Origin of the sequence: Clostridium sp. AWRP, assembly GCF_004006395.2 — a bacterium.
GTDB lineage: Bacteria > Bacillota > Clostridia > Clostridiales > Clostridiaceae > Clostridium_B.
The window spans coordinates 1810091-1828298 of the sequence record NZ_CP029758.2 but is presented as its reverse complement, the minus strand read 5'-3'; the positions used below and the strand labels follow the sequence as shown (position 1 = coordinate 1828298).

The 18208-nt window shown below is 29.8% G+C and carries 19 protein-coding genes and 3 pseudogenes; 11 read left to right on the top strand and 11 right to left on the bottom strand.

Annotated elements, in window-relative coordinates; translation table 11 throughout:
* The 3 genes from DMR38_RS08510 to DMR38_RS08500 all read right to left on the bottom strand — a co-directional run bounded on the left by DMR38_RS08510 (window position 1) and on the right by DMR38_RS08500 (window position 2898).
* The gene (locus DMR38_RS08510; protein WP_127720869.1) at window positions 1-534 is read right to left on the bottom strand and encodes a nucleoside-triphosphatase; all 534 of its coding nucleotides are present in this window, start codon (window positions 532-534) and stop codon (window positions 1-3) included.
* The gene (locus tag DMR38_RS08505; protein WP_127720868.1) at window positions 531-1607 is read right to left on the bottom strand and encodes an iron ABC transporter permease; all 1077 of its coding nucleotides are present in this window, start codon (window positions 1605-1607) and stop codon (window positions 531-533) included. The genes DMR38_RS08510 and DMR38_RS08505 overlap by 4 nt, the downstream gene beginning before the upstream one ends.
* A 73-nt stretch (window positions 1608-1680) precedes the next feature.
* A complete protein-coding gene (locus DMR38_RS08500; protein WP_127720867.1) occupies window positions 1681-2898 on the bottom strand; it encodes a molybdopterin molybdotransferase MoeA in 1218 nt (405 codons plus the stop codon).
* Between the two features lie 464 nt (window positions 2899-3362).
* On the opposite strand from DMR38_RS08500, the gene DMR38_RS08495 reads away from it, so the two are divergent.
* Window positions 3363-4448 (top strand): ABC transporter substrate-binding protein, encoded by a 1086-nt coding sequence (locus tag DMR38_RS08495; RefSeq protein ID WP_127720866.1) that lies wholly within the window; start codon window positions 3363-3365, stop codon window positions 4446-4448.
* A gap of 56 nt (window positions 4449-4504) precedes the next feature.
* Here the strand turns inward: DMR38_RS08495 and DMR38_RS08490 are convergent, their stop codons facing one another.
* On the bottom strand, window positions 4505-4969 hold the full coding sequence (locus tag DMR38_RS08490) for a hypothetical protein (RefSeq protein ID WP_127720865.1): 465 nt from the start codon (window positions 4967-4969) through the stop codon (window positions 4505-4507).
* A gap of 478 nt (window positions 4970-5447) precedes the next feature.
* Here DMR38_RS08490 and DMR38_RS21755 point away from each other — a divergent pair, with 478 nt between their 5' ends.
* Together DMR38_RS21755 and DMR38_RS08480 are read left to right on the top strand one after the other, a co-directional pair.
* Window positions 5448-5705 carry a hypothetical protein gene (locus tag DMR38_RS21755; protein WP_175412949.1) on the top strand — a complete coding sequence of 86 codons (258 nt, stop codon included), beginning with the start codon at window positions 5448-5450 and terminating at the stop codon, window positions 5703-5705.
* 300 nt (window positions 5706-6005) lie between these two features.
* Window positions 6006-6980: an aldo/keto reductase gene (locus tag DMR38_RS08480; RefSeq protein WP_127720864.1), complete on the top strand. Its 975-nt coding sequence runs from the start codon at window positions 6006-6008 to the stop codon at window positions 6978-6980.
* A 75-nt stretch (window positions 6981-7055) separates the two neighbouring features.
* Here DMR38_RS08480 and DMR38_RS08475 read toward each other — a convergent pair whose 3' ends face one another.
* Entirely contained in the window at window positions 7056-7442 is a 387-nt protein-coding gene (locus DMR38_RS08475; protein WP_065079469.1) for a DUF6483 family protein, read from the bottom strand.
* A 252-nt stretch (window positions 7443-7694) separates the two neighbouring features.
* On the opposite strand from DMR38_RS08475, the gene DMR38_RS08470 reads away from it, so the two are divergent.
* On the top strand, window positions 7695-8387 hold the full coding sequence (locus DMR38_RS08470; RefSeq protein WP_127720863.1) for a DUF421 domain-containing protein: 693 nt from the start codon (window positions 7695-7697) through the stop codon (window positions 8385-8387).
* 26 nt (window positions 8388-8413) lie between these two features.
* Here DMR38_RS08470 and DMR38_RS08465 read toward each other — a convergent pair whose 3' ends face one another.
* The 3 genes from DMR38_RS08465 to DMR38_RS08455 all read right to left on the bottom strand — a co-directional run bounded on the left by DMR38_RS08465 (window position 8414) and on the right by DMR38_RS08455 (window position 10467).
* Window positions 8414-8980, bottom strand: coding sequence for a class I SAM-dependent methyltransferase (locus DMR38_RS08465; RefSeq protein WP_127720862.1), 567 nt, complete (start codon window positions 8978-8980; stop codon window positions 8414-8416).
* 135 nt (window positions 8981-9115) lie between these two features.
* Entirely contained in the window at window positions 9116-9688 is a 573-nt protein-coding gene (locus DMR38_RS08460) for an L-2-amino-thiazoline-4-carboxylic acid hydrolase (protein WP_127720861.1), read from the bottom strand.
* 47 nt (window positions 9689-9735) lie between these two features.
* A complete protein-coding gene (locus tag DMR38_RS08455) occupies window positions 9736-10467 on the bottom strand; it encodes an HAD-IA family hydrolase (RefSeq protein WP_127720860.1) in 732 nt (243 codons plus the stop codon).
* 344 nt (window positions 10468-10811) lie between these two features.
* Here DMR38_RS08455 and DMR38_RS08450 point away from each other — a divergent pair.
* Window positions 10812-10919, top strand: a pseudogene (locus DMR38_RS08450) (FtsW/RodA/SpoVE family cell cycle protein); the annotation flags it as partial.
* A 415-nt stretch (window positions 10920-11334) separates the two neighbouring features.
* Here DMR38_RS08450 and DMR38_RS08440 read toward each other — a convergent pair.
* Window positions 11335-11796 (bottom strand): spore coat protein, encoded by a 462-nt coding sequence (locus DMR38_RS08440; protein WP_127720859.1) that lies wholly within the window; start codon window positions 11794-11796, stop codon window positions 11335-11337.
* Between the two features lie 566 nt (window positions 11797-12362).
* On the opposite strand from DMR38_RS08440, the gene DMR38_RS08435 reads away from it, so the two are divergent.
* The 4 genes from DMR38_RS08435 to DMR38_RS08420 are packed head-to-tail and all read left to right on the top strand — an operon-like array spanning window position 12363 to window position 14225.
* Entirely contained in the window at window positions 12363-13061 is a 699-nt protein-coding gene (locus tag DMR38_RS08435) for a YetF domain-containing protein (RefSeq protein ID WP_243124501.1), read from the top strand.
* Between the two features lie 16 nt (window positions 13062-13077).
* Window positions 13078-13800: a DUF421 domain-containing protein gene (locus DMR38_RS08430; RefSeq protein ID WP_127720858.1), complete on the top strand. Its 723-nt coding sequence runs from the start codon at window positions 13078-13080 to the stop codon at window positions 13798-13800.
* Window positions 13801-13814: 14 nt separating this feature from the next.
* Complete coding sequence (locus DMR38_RS08425; protein ID WP_127720857.1) at window positions 13815-14015, top strand: hypothetical protein; 201 nt, start codon at window positions 13815-13817, stop codon at window positions 14013-14015.
* Between the two features lie 15 nt (window positions 14016-14030).
* Window positions 14031-14225 (top strand): spore coat protein, encoded by a 195-nt coding sequence (locus tag DMR38_RS08420; RefSeq protein WP_127720856.1) that lies wholly within the window; start codon window positions 14031-14033, stop codon window positions 14223-14225.
* A gap of 169 nt (window positions 14226-14394) precedes the next feature.
* On the opposite strand, the gene DMR38_RS22520 is transcribed toward DMR38_RS08420, so the two are convergent.
* Window positions 14395-14511: a helix-turn-helix domain-containing protein gene (locus tag DMR38_RS22520; protein WP_279230808.1), complete on the bottom strand. Its 117-nt coding sequence runs from the start codon at window positions 14509-14511 to the stop codon at window positions 14395-14397.
* Between the two features lie 140 nt (window positions 14512-14651).
* On the opposite strand from DMR38_RS22520, the pseudogene DMR38_RS22515 reads away from it, so the two are divergent.
* Window positions 14652-17188 (top strand): annotated as a pseudogene (locus tag DMR38_RS22515) (Tn3 family transposase).
* 5 nt (window positions 17189-17193) lie between these two features.
* Window positions 17194-17439, top strand: a pseudogene (locus DMR38_RS08405) (FtsW/RodA/SpoVE family cell cycle protein); the annotation flags it as partial.
* A gap of 69 nt (window positions 17440-17508) precedes the next feature.
* Here DMR38_RS08405 and rbr read toward each other — a convergent pair.
* Complete coding sequence (gene rbr, locus DMR38_RS08400; protein WP_127720855.1) at window positions 17509-18042, bottom strand: rubrerythrin; 534 nt, start codon at window positions 18040-18042, stop codon at window positions 17509-17511.
* Between the last annotated feature and the right edge of the window lie 166 nt (window positions 18043-18208).

The following is an 18208-nucleotide window of genomic DNA, read 5'->3' as shown; positions in this document are numbered from 1 at the left end:
TTAACTTATATTTTTCTTCAACCTTACATCATTTTGTTGTAAAATTCGAAGAATTTTATCTTCCATAAAATTTCTATTATTTTCATCAATTCTAATTACTTGTACATCTTCTCTCTTTGCTATTTTCTGTACAAAATCCCCATCACATTCTTTTAATACTCCTATAACAGGCTTATCACTATTAAGTATTTTAAAAATGATATCTTTGAACAATGGTGCATTTTCTTCCATAAATCCTAATTCATCAAGTACTATTAAATCTCTGTTATATAAGCTTTTTAAAAGTACATCCTTAGATATAACATTAAATACGTCCATATCTATATACATTTTTTCTTTTTTTACATCATATCTGCCCATAATATAATTATCATTCACGTTATAAAGTGAAATAACTTTAAAAATTTTCATTCCTTCTGTAAACTCTTTTTCTTGAATAAATCCGCCTATAGAACAATCTATATTTTTAATAACTTTTTCTAATAATGTAGATTTACCTATCCCCTTCTCACCAGTGAAAAAAATTTTTTTCATATCCATCCTCTCCTTCCTTTAATCAAAAGATAAATAAAAAATGGTGCTCCAATTAATGATGTGAGAATTCCTAATGGAATCTCCACAGAAAAGGCACATCTAGCTACGTCATCAACTAATAAAAGGAATGTACCCCCAATCAACAAGGAAGCAGGCAATAAGACTTTAAAATTAGGTCCCACAAACATTCTTGCTATATGAGGTATTACAAGTCCTATCCAGCCAATGATACCACTGATTGATACAGCTCCAGCAGTAATTAGAGTTGAACAAAGTATTATAACTATTCTTAACTTTGAAGTATCTACACCTAAAGATTTTGATTCTTCATCACCAAAGGAAAGTACATTAAGTTTCCACCTCAATAAAATTAATGGTATAATTCCTATTATAAATGGTACCGATAATATTTTGATGTCTTTCATAGTAACAGAAGATAATCCTCCCATCAAATAAAAAGTTATAGCTGGAAGTTTATCATAGGGATCAGCCACATATTTCGTTATAGAAATAAAAGAAGAGAATAAAGCTGAAACAACCATACCTGTAAGCACAAGTATTAATGTAGCATTATTACCTCTTCCTATAATTATACTTATTAAATAGGTTATACTAACTGCTGCAAGTCCAAATAGAAATGCTGAAATCTGTATACCAAAACTGTTAAATGACAAAAGTATTCCAAATGCTGCACCAAATCCCGCACCAGAAGAAGCTCCAAGTATATCTGGAGATACCATTGGATTTTTGAATAAGCCCTGATATGCAGAACCAGCTATAGCTAAGCCTGCTCCAACTAGTAATGCCGACAAAATTCTAGGAATCCTGACGTTAAATAAAACTGTGCTAATAGTTGCATATTTTGAATTATCCATTCCTGAAACATTTGATAATATAACATTAAAAAATTGTGATACTGATATAGGATATCTGCCTATAGCTAAGGAAATAAAAAAAGAAAGTATTGGTAACAAGGCAATAATTATCATAATATACGTTGTTCTTGATTTCTTCTGCTTTGATTTTGACATAGATTTTTCAGACGAATTAGCCAGTTTCATTTCTTCTAGCATATACTTGTCCTCCCTTTAAACTATAATTAGCTGTCTTACAAAAATTATTTTTTATTGTTTGGCATTTAATAATTTAATTCTTTGTTATAAGTTCGATGGGACAGCGCAGCTCAACTTCGACTTTATCTCCTGCTTCATATCCATCAACATTTCCCGGTATGCATAAATGAGCATTTGCATAAATCAATCCTTCAACAACAGGTTTGTCACGGCCAATTACTGGCGTACCTTCATACTGCCCGTCCTCATATTTTACAATAATACGTACATAAAAATCGAATGGGTGCTTTGATACAATTGGTTTTGTAAGAACTACTTGTAACCTTTGCGGCTTTATGGTTGGTTGAAAAAGATATTTATTAATAAGGGGCATAACATACCAATCTACCGTGTACTCGGCTCCAATTGGTGGCCCTACGATGCCAATTACAGGCTTTCCATAAGCGGCTGTAAATGAAGTATGTTTGCCTGGTCCATGTTCTACTTCATGAGCTAGTACTTCTCCTACTTCTTCTAACATTTTTATATTATAGTCCTCAGTACCTTTTGATGATCCTCCATTGATTATTACAATATCCGCCTTTTTTAAAGCATCAAGAAGTGTATTTATAATTTTTTTAGGATCATCTGGAACGATATCATAAACTAGCGGTTGTCCTCCCCAAAGAACAACTTTTGTTCTCATCATTATACTATTAGACTCAACATTTTTACCTAATGGTAATGGTTTTCCTACAGGAACCAATTCATTACCTGTAGGTATAATAGCTACTACAGGTTTTTGGAGCACATCAATCTTATCAATTCCCCCCATAGCAAGTATTTCAAGATGAGATGGTGTAAGTAACGTATGGGACTTTACAAGCACATCACCTCTTCTCATTTTTTGTCCTATAGGCTGGGTGAGCTCTCCTTTTACTGAGGGTGCTTTTAATATTTTTATGTTACCTGATTTATCTATTTCAACTTCTTCTATTTTGATAACGGTATCATAATCCTTTTTAATGCCAATTCCAGTATTTGCGAAATCATATTGTACTCCTCTTTTCCAGCTAGAAGTATCAGGTATTCCATTCTGAAAATCATGGTAATATACAGATATGCCGTCTAGCCTACTAGTAAGACTATTAGGAAGTGTATTCATAGATACAATGTCGTAAGCACACACTCTTCCTAATCCATCAATTAGAGATACTGTTTCTATTCGTGATTTTAGGTCACACCTTTCCATTATTCTCTTTAGAGCCTCATTTCCAGGTAGTGATATATGTTCCTCATTTTCACTTTTCATTAATTACCATCCCCCCATTACTATCATAATTTATGTAAGTATTTTACAAACAAAAGCGCCCAGACATTTTATAGCCCAGGCGCTCGGCTCTGTCTTAACTTAATATTACACTTCCTATGATCAATTTCTATTTTGTCAGTTACCTAAATAACATTTATTACAAGTTTAACATATTTACATTATATTATATTCTTATTAGGTTTGCAATAAAACATGACAAAATATAATATAAAGTATATTTTATATTTTGTTTCAAGTACATTATGTTATATTTTATACTGTTTAGTCTTAAAATCAATTGTATAATAAAGATTATTATATTATAATGAATATAGTAAATTATTGTACCATTAAATCCATGTTTCACCCCAAAGTTGACTATATTCTGTAAATTAATACATATTATAATGGATTTTTATGGTACTCAGCTATAGGTAAATATTTTAAGAAGGATGTGTTAACTCATGAAAAAACTAAAATTCATACTTATCACTGTTTTTGCAATTATTTTTTTAATAACCGGATGTAATAATGGTGATACATCAAAAAAAGCAAGTGAAAAAAGCACACAGACGAAAACGATTACCGATACTGCTGGACGAAAAGTGGACGTGCCCCTAAATATTAAAAAGATAGGAGATTCCTGGCAAGCTCATAATGAGGTTCTATGTATTTTAGGCCAAGGAAATAAAATTGTTGCCACCATTCTCACAGAAAAGGGAAGACCATGGCTCTACAAAGTAAATCCTCAAATGAAAAATGCAGTGACAGCATTTACTTCAGACGGTGTCAATACAGAAGAACTTATAAAAGCAAAACCTGACATTGTATTTACACCACTAAATGATAAAAATGCAAATAAAATATCAGATTCAGGAATTCCAACTGTAGAATTAAGCTTTACTGATTTTAATAGTTTAAAAAAGTGCGTTAAACTTACAGGTGATATTTTAGGATCAGACTCAAAGAAAAAAGCAGATGAATATGTATCCTATTTAGATGGCAAACTCAGTACTATAACCAGCATAACATCTAAAATACCTAAGGAACAAAAACCTAAAGTTCTCCATGTAACTTCACTTTCACCAATAACCGTAGATGGAAACAATACAATAATTAACTCCTGGATAGAAGCAGCTGGTGGAATAAATGCAGCTTCAGAAGTAAAAGGAAATAATAAACAAGTATCCATGGAACAAATATTAAAATGGAATCCAGACATTGTAATATTAAGCAGCAATACATTAATGAAAGTAAGTAATGGTAAAAAAAATATAAACAATTTATTAAATGACCCTTCCTGGCAAAAAGTAAATGCTGTTAAAAATTCAAAAGTATACTTCAATCCAGATGGAGCTTTTTACTGGGATAGATACAGTGCAGAAGAAGCATTACAAATACAATGGGCAGCAAAAATCATACACCCGAATAAATTTTCTAACATAGATATAGTTAAAGAAACTAGGAATTTTTATAAGACGTTTTTAAATTATGACCTTTCCGAAAAAGAAGCAAATAGAATCATCAATGATGATCCTCCTACTAAATAAATATACTTTAAAATGCATCAGGTGAAGTTTTCTAAGCAGCACCTGATGCATTATGTTTATTTTAGCATTTTTTCAAGAGTTGAAATATGGCTAGCCTCATTATTAATAATATGGGACAATATTGTATATGTTTTTGTACTTACATCACTTGTATTTTTCACAAATCTACCTTGTACATCAACAAGTAAAGAATATAAGTCTTTCTCTAAGTCAAGAAAAGATTTCAAATAATCTCTAACATTATTGATTTCAGGTTTATATACTTTCCTGTTAAACTCATCTATTAAAAAAGACATTTTATCATATATTACAAAATCAATTTCTTCAAATTCCATACCACTTATTACTTTTTTTAGCTTCTCATAATATTCAATATTTTTATCTAATTGTTTCATTAAAACAACTGACATTATTTTTATGGACTGTTTATTGCATTTTTTCCCTATGTCCTCATATTCAGCTTTTCTTCTAACTGCAATATTTATTGACTTATTAATTATATCTATAATATTGTATCCCATACCATCACTACCTCCATTTCAAACTCTCTACCTCCTATTTCGTGTACTTTTATAAAAGTTTATACTTGTCTATATTATTGACATCATTTTTAAAGTTAATCACTGATTAGCTTTTGTATTTCAAGGATATTGTGAAAAATGCCAACTTATACGATTTGTTTGTCCTAATTACTCCTATAGAAGGCATTTTCAACAAATAAGCAAAATGCAGTAGCTGCACAGTGGATTGGTTTAGGTGGAGCAAGTTCTTCAGATCTTCTTCAAATGGGAACCTTAGAAGAAGTAGAAAATGGATAAGCTGTTGCAGAAGTTTTTTGGGAAAAGCTGCCTGATGTTGCTCAAAACATCATTAGTGTCCCAATTAATTCAACTATCAATGTTAATATATCTAAATCATCCAATTCAACATGGAATTTAACATTTACTGTAACTACATCTGGCGGCCAGACTCAAACTAAAACTATATCCTTTAGCAGATATGGGTACGGTAAAATACCAGTCAGCTATGGTCAACGGTACTTTATTGAATGCTTCAAGTAACAAGGTCAATCCTGTTGCAATGGAATTAAGTAATGAAAATGTTGTAATTTATCCTTCTACAATTGGAACAGATGGGGAATCATTTACAACAACAACAAACACAAACTCAACTTCTAGACAAAGATTTGATAATTTCCCAAGACATATTTTAAGAGATAATAGAAGCCGCCTTCATCCAAGACAATATCGACAATAATTCTATGAAAAATAAAAGGCCAATTAATTCACTATATAGTGAAAATTGACCTTTTGTTTTCTAATATGGAACCCATGGAAACTATTTTTATCCGATGGCTACAAATAGTAATTTGAGTTGACATTAATTTTAGTAAAGTATACTATTAATGTTAGAAACCTAATTGTTAGATTTCTAATCATTGTATTGCTAATATCTTCATTATCAATGAATCTTACTTAGTTGGAGTGTTACAGTAGGTAGCCATCAGATAAAGAAGAATAAAATATGAAATTAAACATATACTAGGAGGTTTTGTATATGGAATATACAAATTTAGCAGGGACAGGTTTAAATGTATCAAGGGTTTGTCTTGGAACAATGACATTTAGTGGACAGTTAAACGAGCAGGATAGCATTAAAGTTATTAAATATGCGTTGGATAGCGGGATCAACTTTATAGACACGGCAGACATTTATAATGGTGGACAAAGTGAAATAATTACAGGGAAAGGTATTAAAGGCTGCAGGGAAAATGTAATTCTAGCAAGTAAGGTGGGAGGGCCATCGGGTTCAAGACCAAACGACAAAGGGCTCAGCAGAAAACATATTATTTCATCTGTCGAAAATAGCTTAAAACGATTAAATACAGACTACCTGGATATTTATTATATGCATACACCTGACCCACTAACGCCATTTGAAGAAACAATGGAAGCAATGACTTCTCTTATTAAATCAGGGAAGGTTCGTTATATTGGAATCAGCAACTTTGCTGCATGGCAACTAATGGATGCCCTATGGACTTGCGACAAACATAACTTGATAGCACCAAGTGTAACCGAGAACGTTTACAACTCAATTACAAGAGGAATAGAGTCCGAGCTAGTACCTTGCATCAAGCAAAACAAGGTAGGCCTAGTTATATATAATCCAATAGCAGGTGGATTACTTTCCGGCAAGCACAGTAAAGATCATCCTTTTGAAAATTCGCGTTTTTCCGATTTAGGTGGATATTATCAAAGATATTGGAATGATGACAGTTTTCAAGCAATAGGAAAGCTAACACAGATTGCACAAAGCCATGGCATGAAGCTGCTTGAACTTGCCTTACGCTGGTGTATTTCTTATAACTATGTAAACAGTGTAATTATTGGAGTAAGCCGCTTGGAGCACTTAAAACAGAATTTAATATATTTAGAAAAGGGGTCACTCTCTAATGAAATTCTTTTGCAATGTGATGAAGTCTGGAAAGAGCTTCGCGGCAGCAGATTTTCATATCATCATAGTCTATAAGGACTTCTAAATGTAAAATGTAAATCAATGTTTAGCACATTTATTTAACGTATCTATAGTATATCAAAAAAGAGCTTATTCAAGATGCGAATTGTTAGTAACCTGAATAAGCTCACAAGTAAATTTTTTCATATCATTTAATCCTTGAAATATTTCCTCTCTCGAAAAATTTGCTTTGGTAAGATCTTCATCACTTTTTAAGAGTAATATATTATAAAAATCTTTTCCTATTTTAATTAAATCATTTGAAGGATTCTTTTCCAGTTCTTCAAATAGCAAATTTTCTGCTTCATTATATTTACCTTGAAAAACAAGTTTTTTTAATAATATTGGTAACACATCTTGTATAGTCATTGATTGTACATCTATATTTTTAAATTCCTTACTCTGTTTATTGAACAATACTTTTCCAGCAAACTCCCCTATAGATTCTATTATTCTCAATATATAATCATCATTCATATTAAACTCCTTCACATTTTATAATTCGGTTAATATCAAAAACTATTACCATAATTAATTATCATCTTATTTTTTAGAAATGCACTCAATATCTATTTTTAATATATGCCTTACCTTTTTATACACCATTTTCCTTAATCTAATGTGAATAAGCCAGATAGATTGGGAAAATATAAAATTGATATTATATTTTTTATTTATTATATAAACTCTCTACTTTAATATAGAGATAGTGTTAAGGAGGCATCACCCATGACTCTTAGAATTATAGATGTATTTCAATTACTACTTAAAACAACAGTAACATTCATAGTGCTATTAACCTTGGCAAGAATACTAGGAAATAAGCAAATGAGTCATTTAACATTTTTTAACTATATTACTGGTATTACAATAGGTTCTATTGCTGCAAATATCATTAGTATAGACAATAAACTATTCATAAACCATCTTATTGGTCTAACTTGGTGGTGTATATTAACTGCCTTAACTGGATATATAAACCTAAAGTCAGGAAATATAAGAAGTATCGTTGACGGCCAGCCGACTATTCTAATAAAAAGAGGAAAAATCATGAAACAATCTCTATCCTCCAGTCGTCTTAATATGGATGATTTATCAATGCTGCTTAGAAAGCAAAATATATTCTCTATCACAGAAGTTGAATACGCAATATTAGAGCCAGATGGAAACTTAAGTGTAATGAAAAAGCAATCACACCAACAAGTAACAAAAGCAGATATAAAAATTCCCTCTTCTACTGCTAAATATATTCCTTCTGAGATAATTGTTGACGGTAAAATAATAAACCATAACTTAAAAGAGCTAAATTTAAATAAAAATTGGCTAAAGAAACAACTTGAGCAACAAAATATTTCCTCTATAGAGGACGTTTTCTATGCTGAAATTCAAAGTGATGGAACCTTATTTATAGATAAAATTTAAACTCTCTAGTTGCATCCAACATATTATTAACATTTCTTTCTATAAACTGCACTATATGTGCACTTACTACTTATAGAGCTTTCTTCATAAAAACCATTGCTTTCCATCAACTCTATAATTTCCGATATAGGCATTCCATCATTTTCTCTTTGTGGTTCTTTAATATATAATCTTCCATTATTTTTTAAAATTCTAAAAAATTCACTTACTATACTATTTCTTAAATTCTTTAAAACATCATGTAATGTATAAAAAACGTAAATAACATCAAAGGATTCACTCCCTAATTTAAGTTCAGAAAGTTGTCCAACTAAAAAACTAACATTATTATAATATTTCATTCGTTTTTTTGCTTTTTCTGTCCAATATTCTGAAATATCAACACACGTTAAATGTCCACCACATTGTTTAAGTATTTTTGCCAAATGCCTTGACCCTGCACCTGAACCACTTCCAAAATCCAATACTTTTTCATTTCCTTTAAGCTTTAAGGTCTTAATATAATTTTTATACATTGAACTAAATAATCTATTATTTCCAAATTCATCTATTAAGCTATACAACAATGATGGATTTTCATACCCCAAATTCATTTAACTTTCATCTCCGCTAATTAATAAAATTTTGCAATTCTAAATTATTCAATGGTAATTATATCATATTTTTAAAATCAATTCATTAAGATAGTTGTATTACACAACTTACCTTTTACATTATGAAATGTATACCTATATTTTCCTTCTATTTAAGAAACAAAAATCACAACATTTATGTCCTGTACCCAATGTTCCTTTTCGAATAAACTCTATTTTCTTCATTGAATCATAAATTACATGATCTGTATCACAGAAAATTTTGCAAAGTTCGAGACAATTGTTTTCCTTACAGGCATCATACCAAAGACATTTTGTTATGTTATATTTTACTGATACGCTATCATTTTTTATCACTTCAGTTATCCAATTATCACTTTTACTAATTGTTCCAATCATTATTTTTCTAAAGATATAAAAAAATCCAGGTATAGATTCAAATGCTAAATATTGTTTATTAATTTTTCGTCCTACAATAGTAAACATATATTTCTCAACTGTATCATACGCCTTTTTCCGGTCTTCTAATTGTTTTTGTAATGCCTTATACAATGCAATCCTTGGTAAAATTGTCTTTTCAAGAGTTTTTAACTGATTGCTACTTTTTCCTATAGCAAAACCAGGTATTGTTTGTAATGCTTTCTGTTGAATTTTATAAATCTTACTACCTAAATTCTTGCCAAATTCATTTATTAAAAATTGCTGCATAACATTTCTCCTTTACTCACTTTACAAATAACTATTTCTTTCTAAAATTAATTTCTCATATCTTTTAGTGTAACTAGCTGCTGAAGATTATTTACGACATCGTATTTTTTTCCTATACTTAATACTTTATTTGAAATATACTCACGCTTATTCCTACATAACAAAACTGAATGAATACCAAGTTTATTTGCACCAATACAGTTTTTTAAATTATCATCAATAAATATTGTATTTTGAGGCAGCACACCCAATTCATCCAATGCAGTTTGATACATAATACTATCAGGTTTAGTAACTCCTAACATTGACGAAATAATAAATGTAGAAAAGTACTTTCGCAATTTTACTGCTTCAAATACACTATTTAGAGACGGCCATGCATCAGATACTACTCCTAATTTATATTTTTTACTCAGCATACTAATTACACCTTCTGCTTCATCAAAGAACACATACTTTTTGGGGTTATACACTAAATCTTTAGCAACACTTTCCACATTATCCGTGCTTAAATTTAATTCAGGAAATCCTTTAAAAAATATATTATAATATTCAACGAAATGCCTATATTCTTCTTCTTGCGTTTTAATTAACTTGCACGAATTTATATAATCATATGCTTTTTTAAAGGAGAGTTTCTTTCTATCCTTTGAAATGCTGTTAAATACGTTTTTATCAACATATTTAAAAAAATTAGGTGTGATAAACCAGTTGCCAGACTGAGGGTAATTTAACACACGGCCAGAATCAAATAAAATTGCCTCAATATTTGTACTCATAATAATCTCTCCTATTCATAGTACAACTTATGCCTTAATTATAACGCCAATTATCTAATAAAACATATAATGAAAATATCAAAATAAATCTCCCTATTTTATTAAATATTCAAAACTTTTTCTTCATTAAAATATAATGATTATTACATCTTATTTTAACAATTATATGTTAGAATAAGATTGTTTTTATTGAAAATTTATGTAATATTTTATGGGTTATATTAAGTACGGTAATAATTTTCCTGATTTTACTTATTGATTATAGAACTATAGTTCAATATGCCAATTTAATATATTGGGGTGGTGTGGGAGTTCTACTATTTAACGATGTAACCAGTAAGGCACTAAAAGGTACCCAAGTATCTGGTGGATACATTCCCGAAATACATACAGATTTTATATTCTCTGTCATTGGAGAAGAATGGGGACTCATTGGATCTACAATACTTTTATGGGCAATACCAGCGAACGTGTCACCGGGGGCAAAGTAGCTAAACTACGGTAATTAACATAAATAAAAGGCATATCAATGGTTGATACGTCTTATAAGAAGAATGTGACTCAATTACAATAGTTAAATACAATTTTTAATTACGTCAATAATTAACGTTATATTAATTACAAAAAATTGATTACATACTAAAAAAGCTACATCCAGGAGAAACATTGCTAGACATAGGTTGTGGCTGTAGCACTGTTGAAACCCAAAGTAGTACCTGTGGATGTAGGTATCATTAATTGCATGAAAAAAAAGTAAACTTAATTAAGGTAGAGCCTAAATAAATAGCTCTACCGTTTTTCTAAGGACATATGTAACATACATATCTAAGTTTTTGCTTGAAATTATTTATAGTTAATAATTTGTTATTATTTTACAGTATACATTTCATGACTATTCATATAATTAAAAAGTTCTTGCCCATGCCTTTGTTCATCTTGTTGAATATGTTGCATTGCCTGCCTAACTACAGGATTAGCAGATTCAAAAACGTCAATATCATAAGTGCCTGAAACATATTTTTCTGTAGATAATAAATCACTGCAAAGTATTTTATCACGTTGATTATTTGTAGCTCCTTGGGAAGTACTTTGAGCCATTTGTTGCTGAGCTTGTTGATTGTGAGCTAGATTTGGCTGTTGTCCTTGAAGCATTTGATTGATAATATTATGGTGATGTTGTTCTTCACCAGCAAGTTTGGTAAAAAGTTGCTTCAATTGTGGATCTTGTGCTTGTAGAGAATAACTGTTGTATTTTTCAATACAAATCTCCTCTTGAAATTTCCCATCTTCTAAAAACATTTTTTCTTTTTGACTAAGTTGTATTTGCATATTAATATCACCTCTAAAATATATTTTGGCTATAAATACTTATATTATGCAAAAAATATAGAGGTTAAATTAAATGGCGACAACAAGGTACATTCATCAGTTGGAGCTTGCTGCAGCACTTTTAAATTCAAAAATGACACTTGCAGTTGTAAGGGCTAATTTACGTAAACTAAATGTTACTTAAAGCAAAGAGTAAGAATTAAAATGGCACGAATTCTATTCGATTTGGGTATACAATAAAATAATTCCAGTTAATAAAAATGTTTCTTAAGGTTTTATATTTGAATTTTTTATGAATAAGATATTTTAAAAATTTAATACTAATGTTGTAACAATTAATATATTTCTAATCTAAATTGCATGGGAAATGAGTTACTCTAACTTTAAGAGAGGCTTTTATTTTAATGGAAATACCTCATTTAATATCTGGTTCACTACATAATATTAGCTATAGTTACTTGGTTTTAAAGCATGATATATATTGAATTTACTGCTAAAACAGCATTTAATAATTTAGGAGAAGTTAAATCCCATGTGATAAATAGTAATGCTTAGGAGGAATTACTTTGAATTGGAATTCATTTATGGAAGGAAGTAAAGATTTATCAGTGTTTGCTTTGGCTTTAAGAGCTGTTATTCTTTATATTGCATTAATCATTGCAACTCGCTTGATGGGTCACCGTCAAGTAGGAATTCTATCAGGTCATAACTATTTAGTAGCTGCTGGAATTGTGAGCTTAGCTGCTATTAGAATGTTAAACCCTCAATCTTCCCTTACTTCTGGATTAGTAATTACTTTTGTTTATGCCTTTGTAAATATCTTTTTGTCTTATTTAGATATTAAATGGCCTAGGTTAATCGATCGAAAACCAACGCTTCTTATGAAGGATGGAATAATACTTAAAGAAAATATGCTTGATTGTCATGTAACATTGGATAATCTATTAGGACAATTAAGACTAAAAGGAGCTCATAATCTATCAGAAATTGATACCATCCTATTAGAGCCATATGGGAAAATAAGTGTTATTAAAAAAACTGAAGCACTACCACTTACAAGAAAACAGATGAATTTACCATCTAAAACGATATCAATACCTACAATTCTCATTTATAATGGGAAAATAGACGAAAGAAATCTACATGCTATGGGGTTAGATTATGATTGGCTAATGACTAAATTAAAAGAAAAGGGCATTACTAATCCAAAGGGTATATTTATAGCTATGCTTGAATCAGATGGAACAGTCTATATGAGTATATAGTAAAGAAGGTATGATAATGGAACTATTAAAAGATATATTTGGAAGTGCTGAAGAAATTAGCCCCTTTATATTCGCTTTACGCAGTATCGTAGTTGGAATTTTGCTATTTCTGGAAGGAAAAGTTTTACCCCATAGGGCTGGCGGCCAGTTTGCAGGCTATGACTTTACATTTTTCTGGATGATGGGTGGAATAACAGCAGCTCCATTATTTGAGGCTAAAATAAGTTTTATTAATACTGCTGTTATAATTGTTGTCATATACATTCTTCATTATCTTATATCCTATTTAGTTGTAAAAAATAGAACTTTCGCTAGAGTTGTAATGGGGAAATCAATACCATTGATATCCGGTGGGAAGATTCTCCGACCTAATATGGCAAAAGCTTTCTTACCATTAGAATTACTACTATCTGATATAAGAAGTATAGATGCTCCTAATATTAGTGAAGTGGAGGCTGCAGTTTTGGAAACCAGCGGTCATGTAAGTGTTCTAAAAAAATCAGACTATCAGCCTGTAACTCCCAAGGATTTAAATATCAAAACCATGGGTGCTGGATTTCCAACTCTCCTTGTCAATGAAGGAAAGATTGAAGAAAAAAATTTAAAGAAATTAGGATATGATGAGAAATGGCTGAAGGATGAATTGCTTAAAAAAGGTATTGCAAATATTAAAGATGTTTATGCCGCATTGATTGATTCTTCAGGAGAACTATACTATTCTGTGATTACTAAAAAATAAGGAGGATATAAAAAATGCTTACAGAACAAGAAATAATGAATAATGCTTTTAAAGAATTGCAATTTCAGGAAGATTTTATGGCGAAAAAATATGCCCAACTCTCTCAGCAGATTACTGATCCCAAGTTCCAGCAGATGCTAAAGGAAATGGAACAAAGTTCCCGTAACAATTATAGTACATTGTCACAAACTATGTCAAAGTTCTCAATTGTTTAAAAGGAGTGAGGTTATATGAACACTATAGACTTTTTACATGATTCTTTACAAGATGAAATGATGTTACAGTCTATGTATAATAAATATATGATGGAGATTAACACTTTAGAGGCACGTCAACTTTTTACACAATTAAGAGATGAAAAAATGAAAAATATAACTCAATTACAACAAGAAATTAAAAACCTGAAGGCTCAGGGAAATGCTTAATTCCAAAGAACTAAATAATGAAATTGGTATTAGTAAATTATTGAGGTTGGTATTGAAGGGAATATAACATAATACGGAGTTTGAATAGGGTTCCGTATTATGTTTTTAAATAATATACTTATTTTACAACAAATTACAACTGCGTATTAATTATAACTTTATAATATCACTATGATATCTGGTTCTTACTAATTTCTTCTATAACCTTGTAGAGAGTAGGTTTACTTATATTAAACATAGCACATAAATTTTTTACTGTCGTTTTTTTCTGCTGATATATTACCAAATTTATTAACTATAGAAATGGCTTATTTACGTTTTGTAGTATAAAAATAAGAATAGTAAAGCAAATGGTCATTTATTTTACTATTCTTATATGATATTATTATTATCAAATATTGAATTATATGGGTGAGGTGATATTCCATGAAGAGACATTGGGAACTTGACGAACTTATAGATTACTTTACTATAATGCCAAATGAGTTTGAGCAATTAGGGAAAAAAACAAGTGTAACAAGATTGGACTTTACTGTTATGTTTAAATTTTTTCAATATGAATGAAGATTTCCTAATTATAAGAATGAAATTCCAAAGGAGGTTGTCCTTTATATATCGAAACAATTAAATTTAGATTTAGAGCTATTTAATAATTATGATTGAAATGGTAGAATTATAAAATATCATAGAGCACAGGTTAGAGATTTTTTTAAATTTCGTGAGGTAGTTGCTAAAGATATACATACTATAACACAATGGGTTTCCAAACAAGTATTTTATCATAATGCAGATGTAAATAATCTAAAAGATGTTGCATATAATAGGTTCAAGGAATTACAAATTGAGCCTCCAACACCTGATCGTATGGAACGTATAACTAGATCAGCCATATTTACTTATGAAAATAAATTTTTTGAAGAAACCTTTGATAAATTATCAGAAGAAAATTTGAATAAAATGGATACTTTAATTAATGATTTAACTACTTATGAGGAAAAGGACGTAAATTACAACAGTTCAGATAATATTTCTTTTAGTGAGTTAAGATCTGAGCCAGGACGTATTGGATTAGAAAGTGTATTTAAAGAAATTACTAAACTCAAAACAATTCAACAAATTAATCTTCCTAAAGATCTTTTTAATAATATTCCTCAAAAATTACTTAATAGATATAAATTAAGAGTAGTTTCAGAAGATTTACAAGAACTTCGCAGACATCCAAAACCACTTCGATACACTCTATTATCATCTTTCTTTTGGCTTAGAATCAGAGAAATCACAGATAATCTCATTGAACTTCTAATACAAATTATTCATAGTATAAGTATCAGAGCCGAAAGGAAAGTCGATAAAGAACTTTTAAATGATTTTAGACGTGTCAACGGGAAAACAAATATTTTATTTCAAATGCCAGATGCAACTGTAAATAATCCAGACGGTATAATAAAAAAAGTATTATTTCCAATTGTAAGTGAGAGTACATTAAAAGATTTAGTAAAAGAATTTAATAATACTGGTTCTGCATATAGACAGAAAGTATATACCGTTATGAGATCATCTTATAGTAATCATTATAGGAGAATGGTTTCCTAAATACTCAACACTTTACAATTTTGTTCAAATAATCAAATACATCAACCTATTATAAAAGCTTTGGATATTATCAAAAAATATTATAATATAGGTACTCATGAAACACTGGCCTATGACTAATCTACTTGATGTTCTTAAAGCAGCAGATCTAAGAATAAACTTTACTGATAATTTTAAAACTATAGCTTCACGTGAAATGCTAGACAGAGAAATAATTCAAAAACGTCTTATTTTAGCCTTATATGGATTAGGTACAAATACAAGTTTAAAACGTATTTCAGCAGGGAATCATGGGGAAACCTATAAAGATTTGCTTTATATAAAAAGAAAGTTTATAAATAAAGATAATCTACATAATGCAATATCAAAAGTAGTTAATGCCATACTTAAAATCAGAGTAGAAGATATCTGGGGTGAAGGTACAACAACTTGTGCTTCAGATAGTAAAAAATTCGGAGCATGGGATCAAAATTTAATGACAGAATGGCATATTAGATACCGAGGACGAGGTGTAATGATATACTGGCATGTTGAAAAGAATTCTACATGTATATATTCACAATGTATATATTCACAGTTAAAACAATGCTCATCTTCTGAAGTATCTGCAATGATAGAAAGATTATAAAGCATTGTACAGACATGGAAATAGAAAAAAATTTTTTAGATTCTCATGGCCAAAGTTAAGTTGCTTTTGCTTTCTGCCACTTACTAGGATTTAACCTAATGCCTAGAATTAGAGCAATACATTTACAAAAATTATATAGACCGGATGCTGGAATAAGTGAAGCATATTCTAGCTTACAACTAGTACTAACAAAACCTATAAATTGGGAGCTTATAAGACAGCAGTATGATCAAATGATAAAATATTCGACTGCATTAAGATTAGGTACTGCTGAGACAGAAGCTATATTAAAAATATTTACTAGAAATAATTTAAAACATCCCACATATCTTGCCCTTGCTGAATTAGGAAAAGCTATAAAGACTATATTCCTTTGTGATTACTTGAATTCAGAAGAATTGAGAATAGAAATACATAAAGGTCTTAATATAGTTGAAAACTGGAATTCAGCTAATTCATTTATTTTCTATAGTAAAAGTGGTGAAATATCAACAAATAGAATAGAAGATCAGGAACTATCAGTGTTAAGTCTTCACCTCTTACAAAATTGTTTGGTATATATAAATACGCTAATGATACAACAAATATTATCTAAAAAAAATGGTTTGATATGATGGCTCCAGAAGATTTCAGAGCTTTAACTCCATTAATATATAATCACGTAAATCCGTATGGAAATTTTGACTTAAATATGAATGTAAGAATTCCAATAGATACCTATAAAAATTCAGTACAAGCATAATAGAATTATTATATAGAATCATAAAGTCAGCAAAAGAATCAAAAGATTCTCTAGGAAGATTTATATGTATAGGTATAGCAGCTTCCCTCATTTTATCTGTATTTCAAAATATCAGTATTACTATTGGAATTATGCCTATTGCAGGAATAACTCTTCCCTTTGTAAGTTATGGAGGAAATTCTAGTTTAGCTAATTTTATCTCATTAGCCTTAGTTTTAAATATAAGTATGAGAAAATATTTTAATATTTAAATTGTTTTACAAATATAAAAGCATCGTAAAATTCAGTTGAATAATACGATGTTTTTTACTACTATAATGCTACCAATTTTTACTTTCGAGTTCAAAATATGATTTAGGATGTGAGCATACAGGACATTTTTTAGGTGCGTTTTCGCCAATGTAAACATATCCACAGTTACGACATATCCAAACCTTTTTCGCACTTTTACTAAAGACCTTGTTTTCTTCTATATTCTTTAAAAGTTCATTATATCTTTCCTCATGATGTTTCTCAATTTCTGCTACCATACTGAATAATCTAGAAATATCATCAAAACCCTCTTGTTTAGCTTCTTCCGCAAATTTTTTATACATTTCAGTCCATTCATAATTCTCTCCACTAGCTGCAGATTTCAGATTTTCTGAAGTATTACCTATACCATTTAAAAGTTTAAACCAAATCTTTGCATGCTCTTTTTCATTATCAGCTGTAAGTTGAAATATTTCACCAATCTGTTCATATCCCTCTTTTTTAGCAGCTGAAGAAAAATATGTATACTTGTTTCTTGCTTGAGATTCACCTGCAAATGCCGACCACAAATTTTTTTCTGTTTTGCTTCCCTTTAATTCCATTTTATACCCCTCCAATTTAATCAAATTTATTTTTAGGAACTCTACATGTGAGCAAGTCCAATTATAATACTTTATTATTAATTAAAAGTTTTACTTTATTTTAAATATTATACCAACTTATTCTTGCTTTGAAATACAATTACATGTTAATATTTTCTTCAATAAA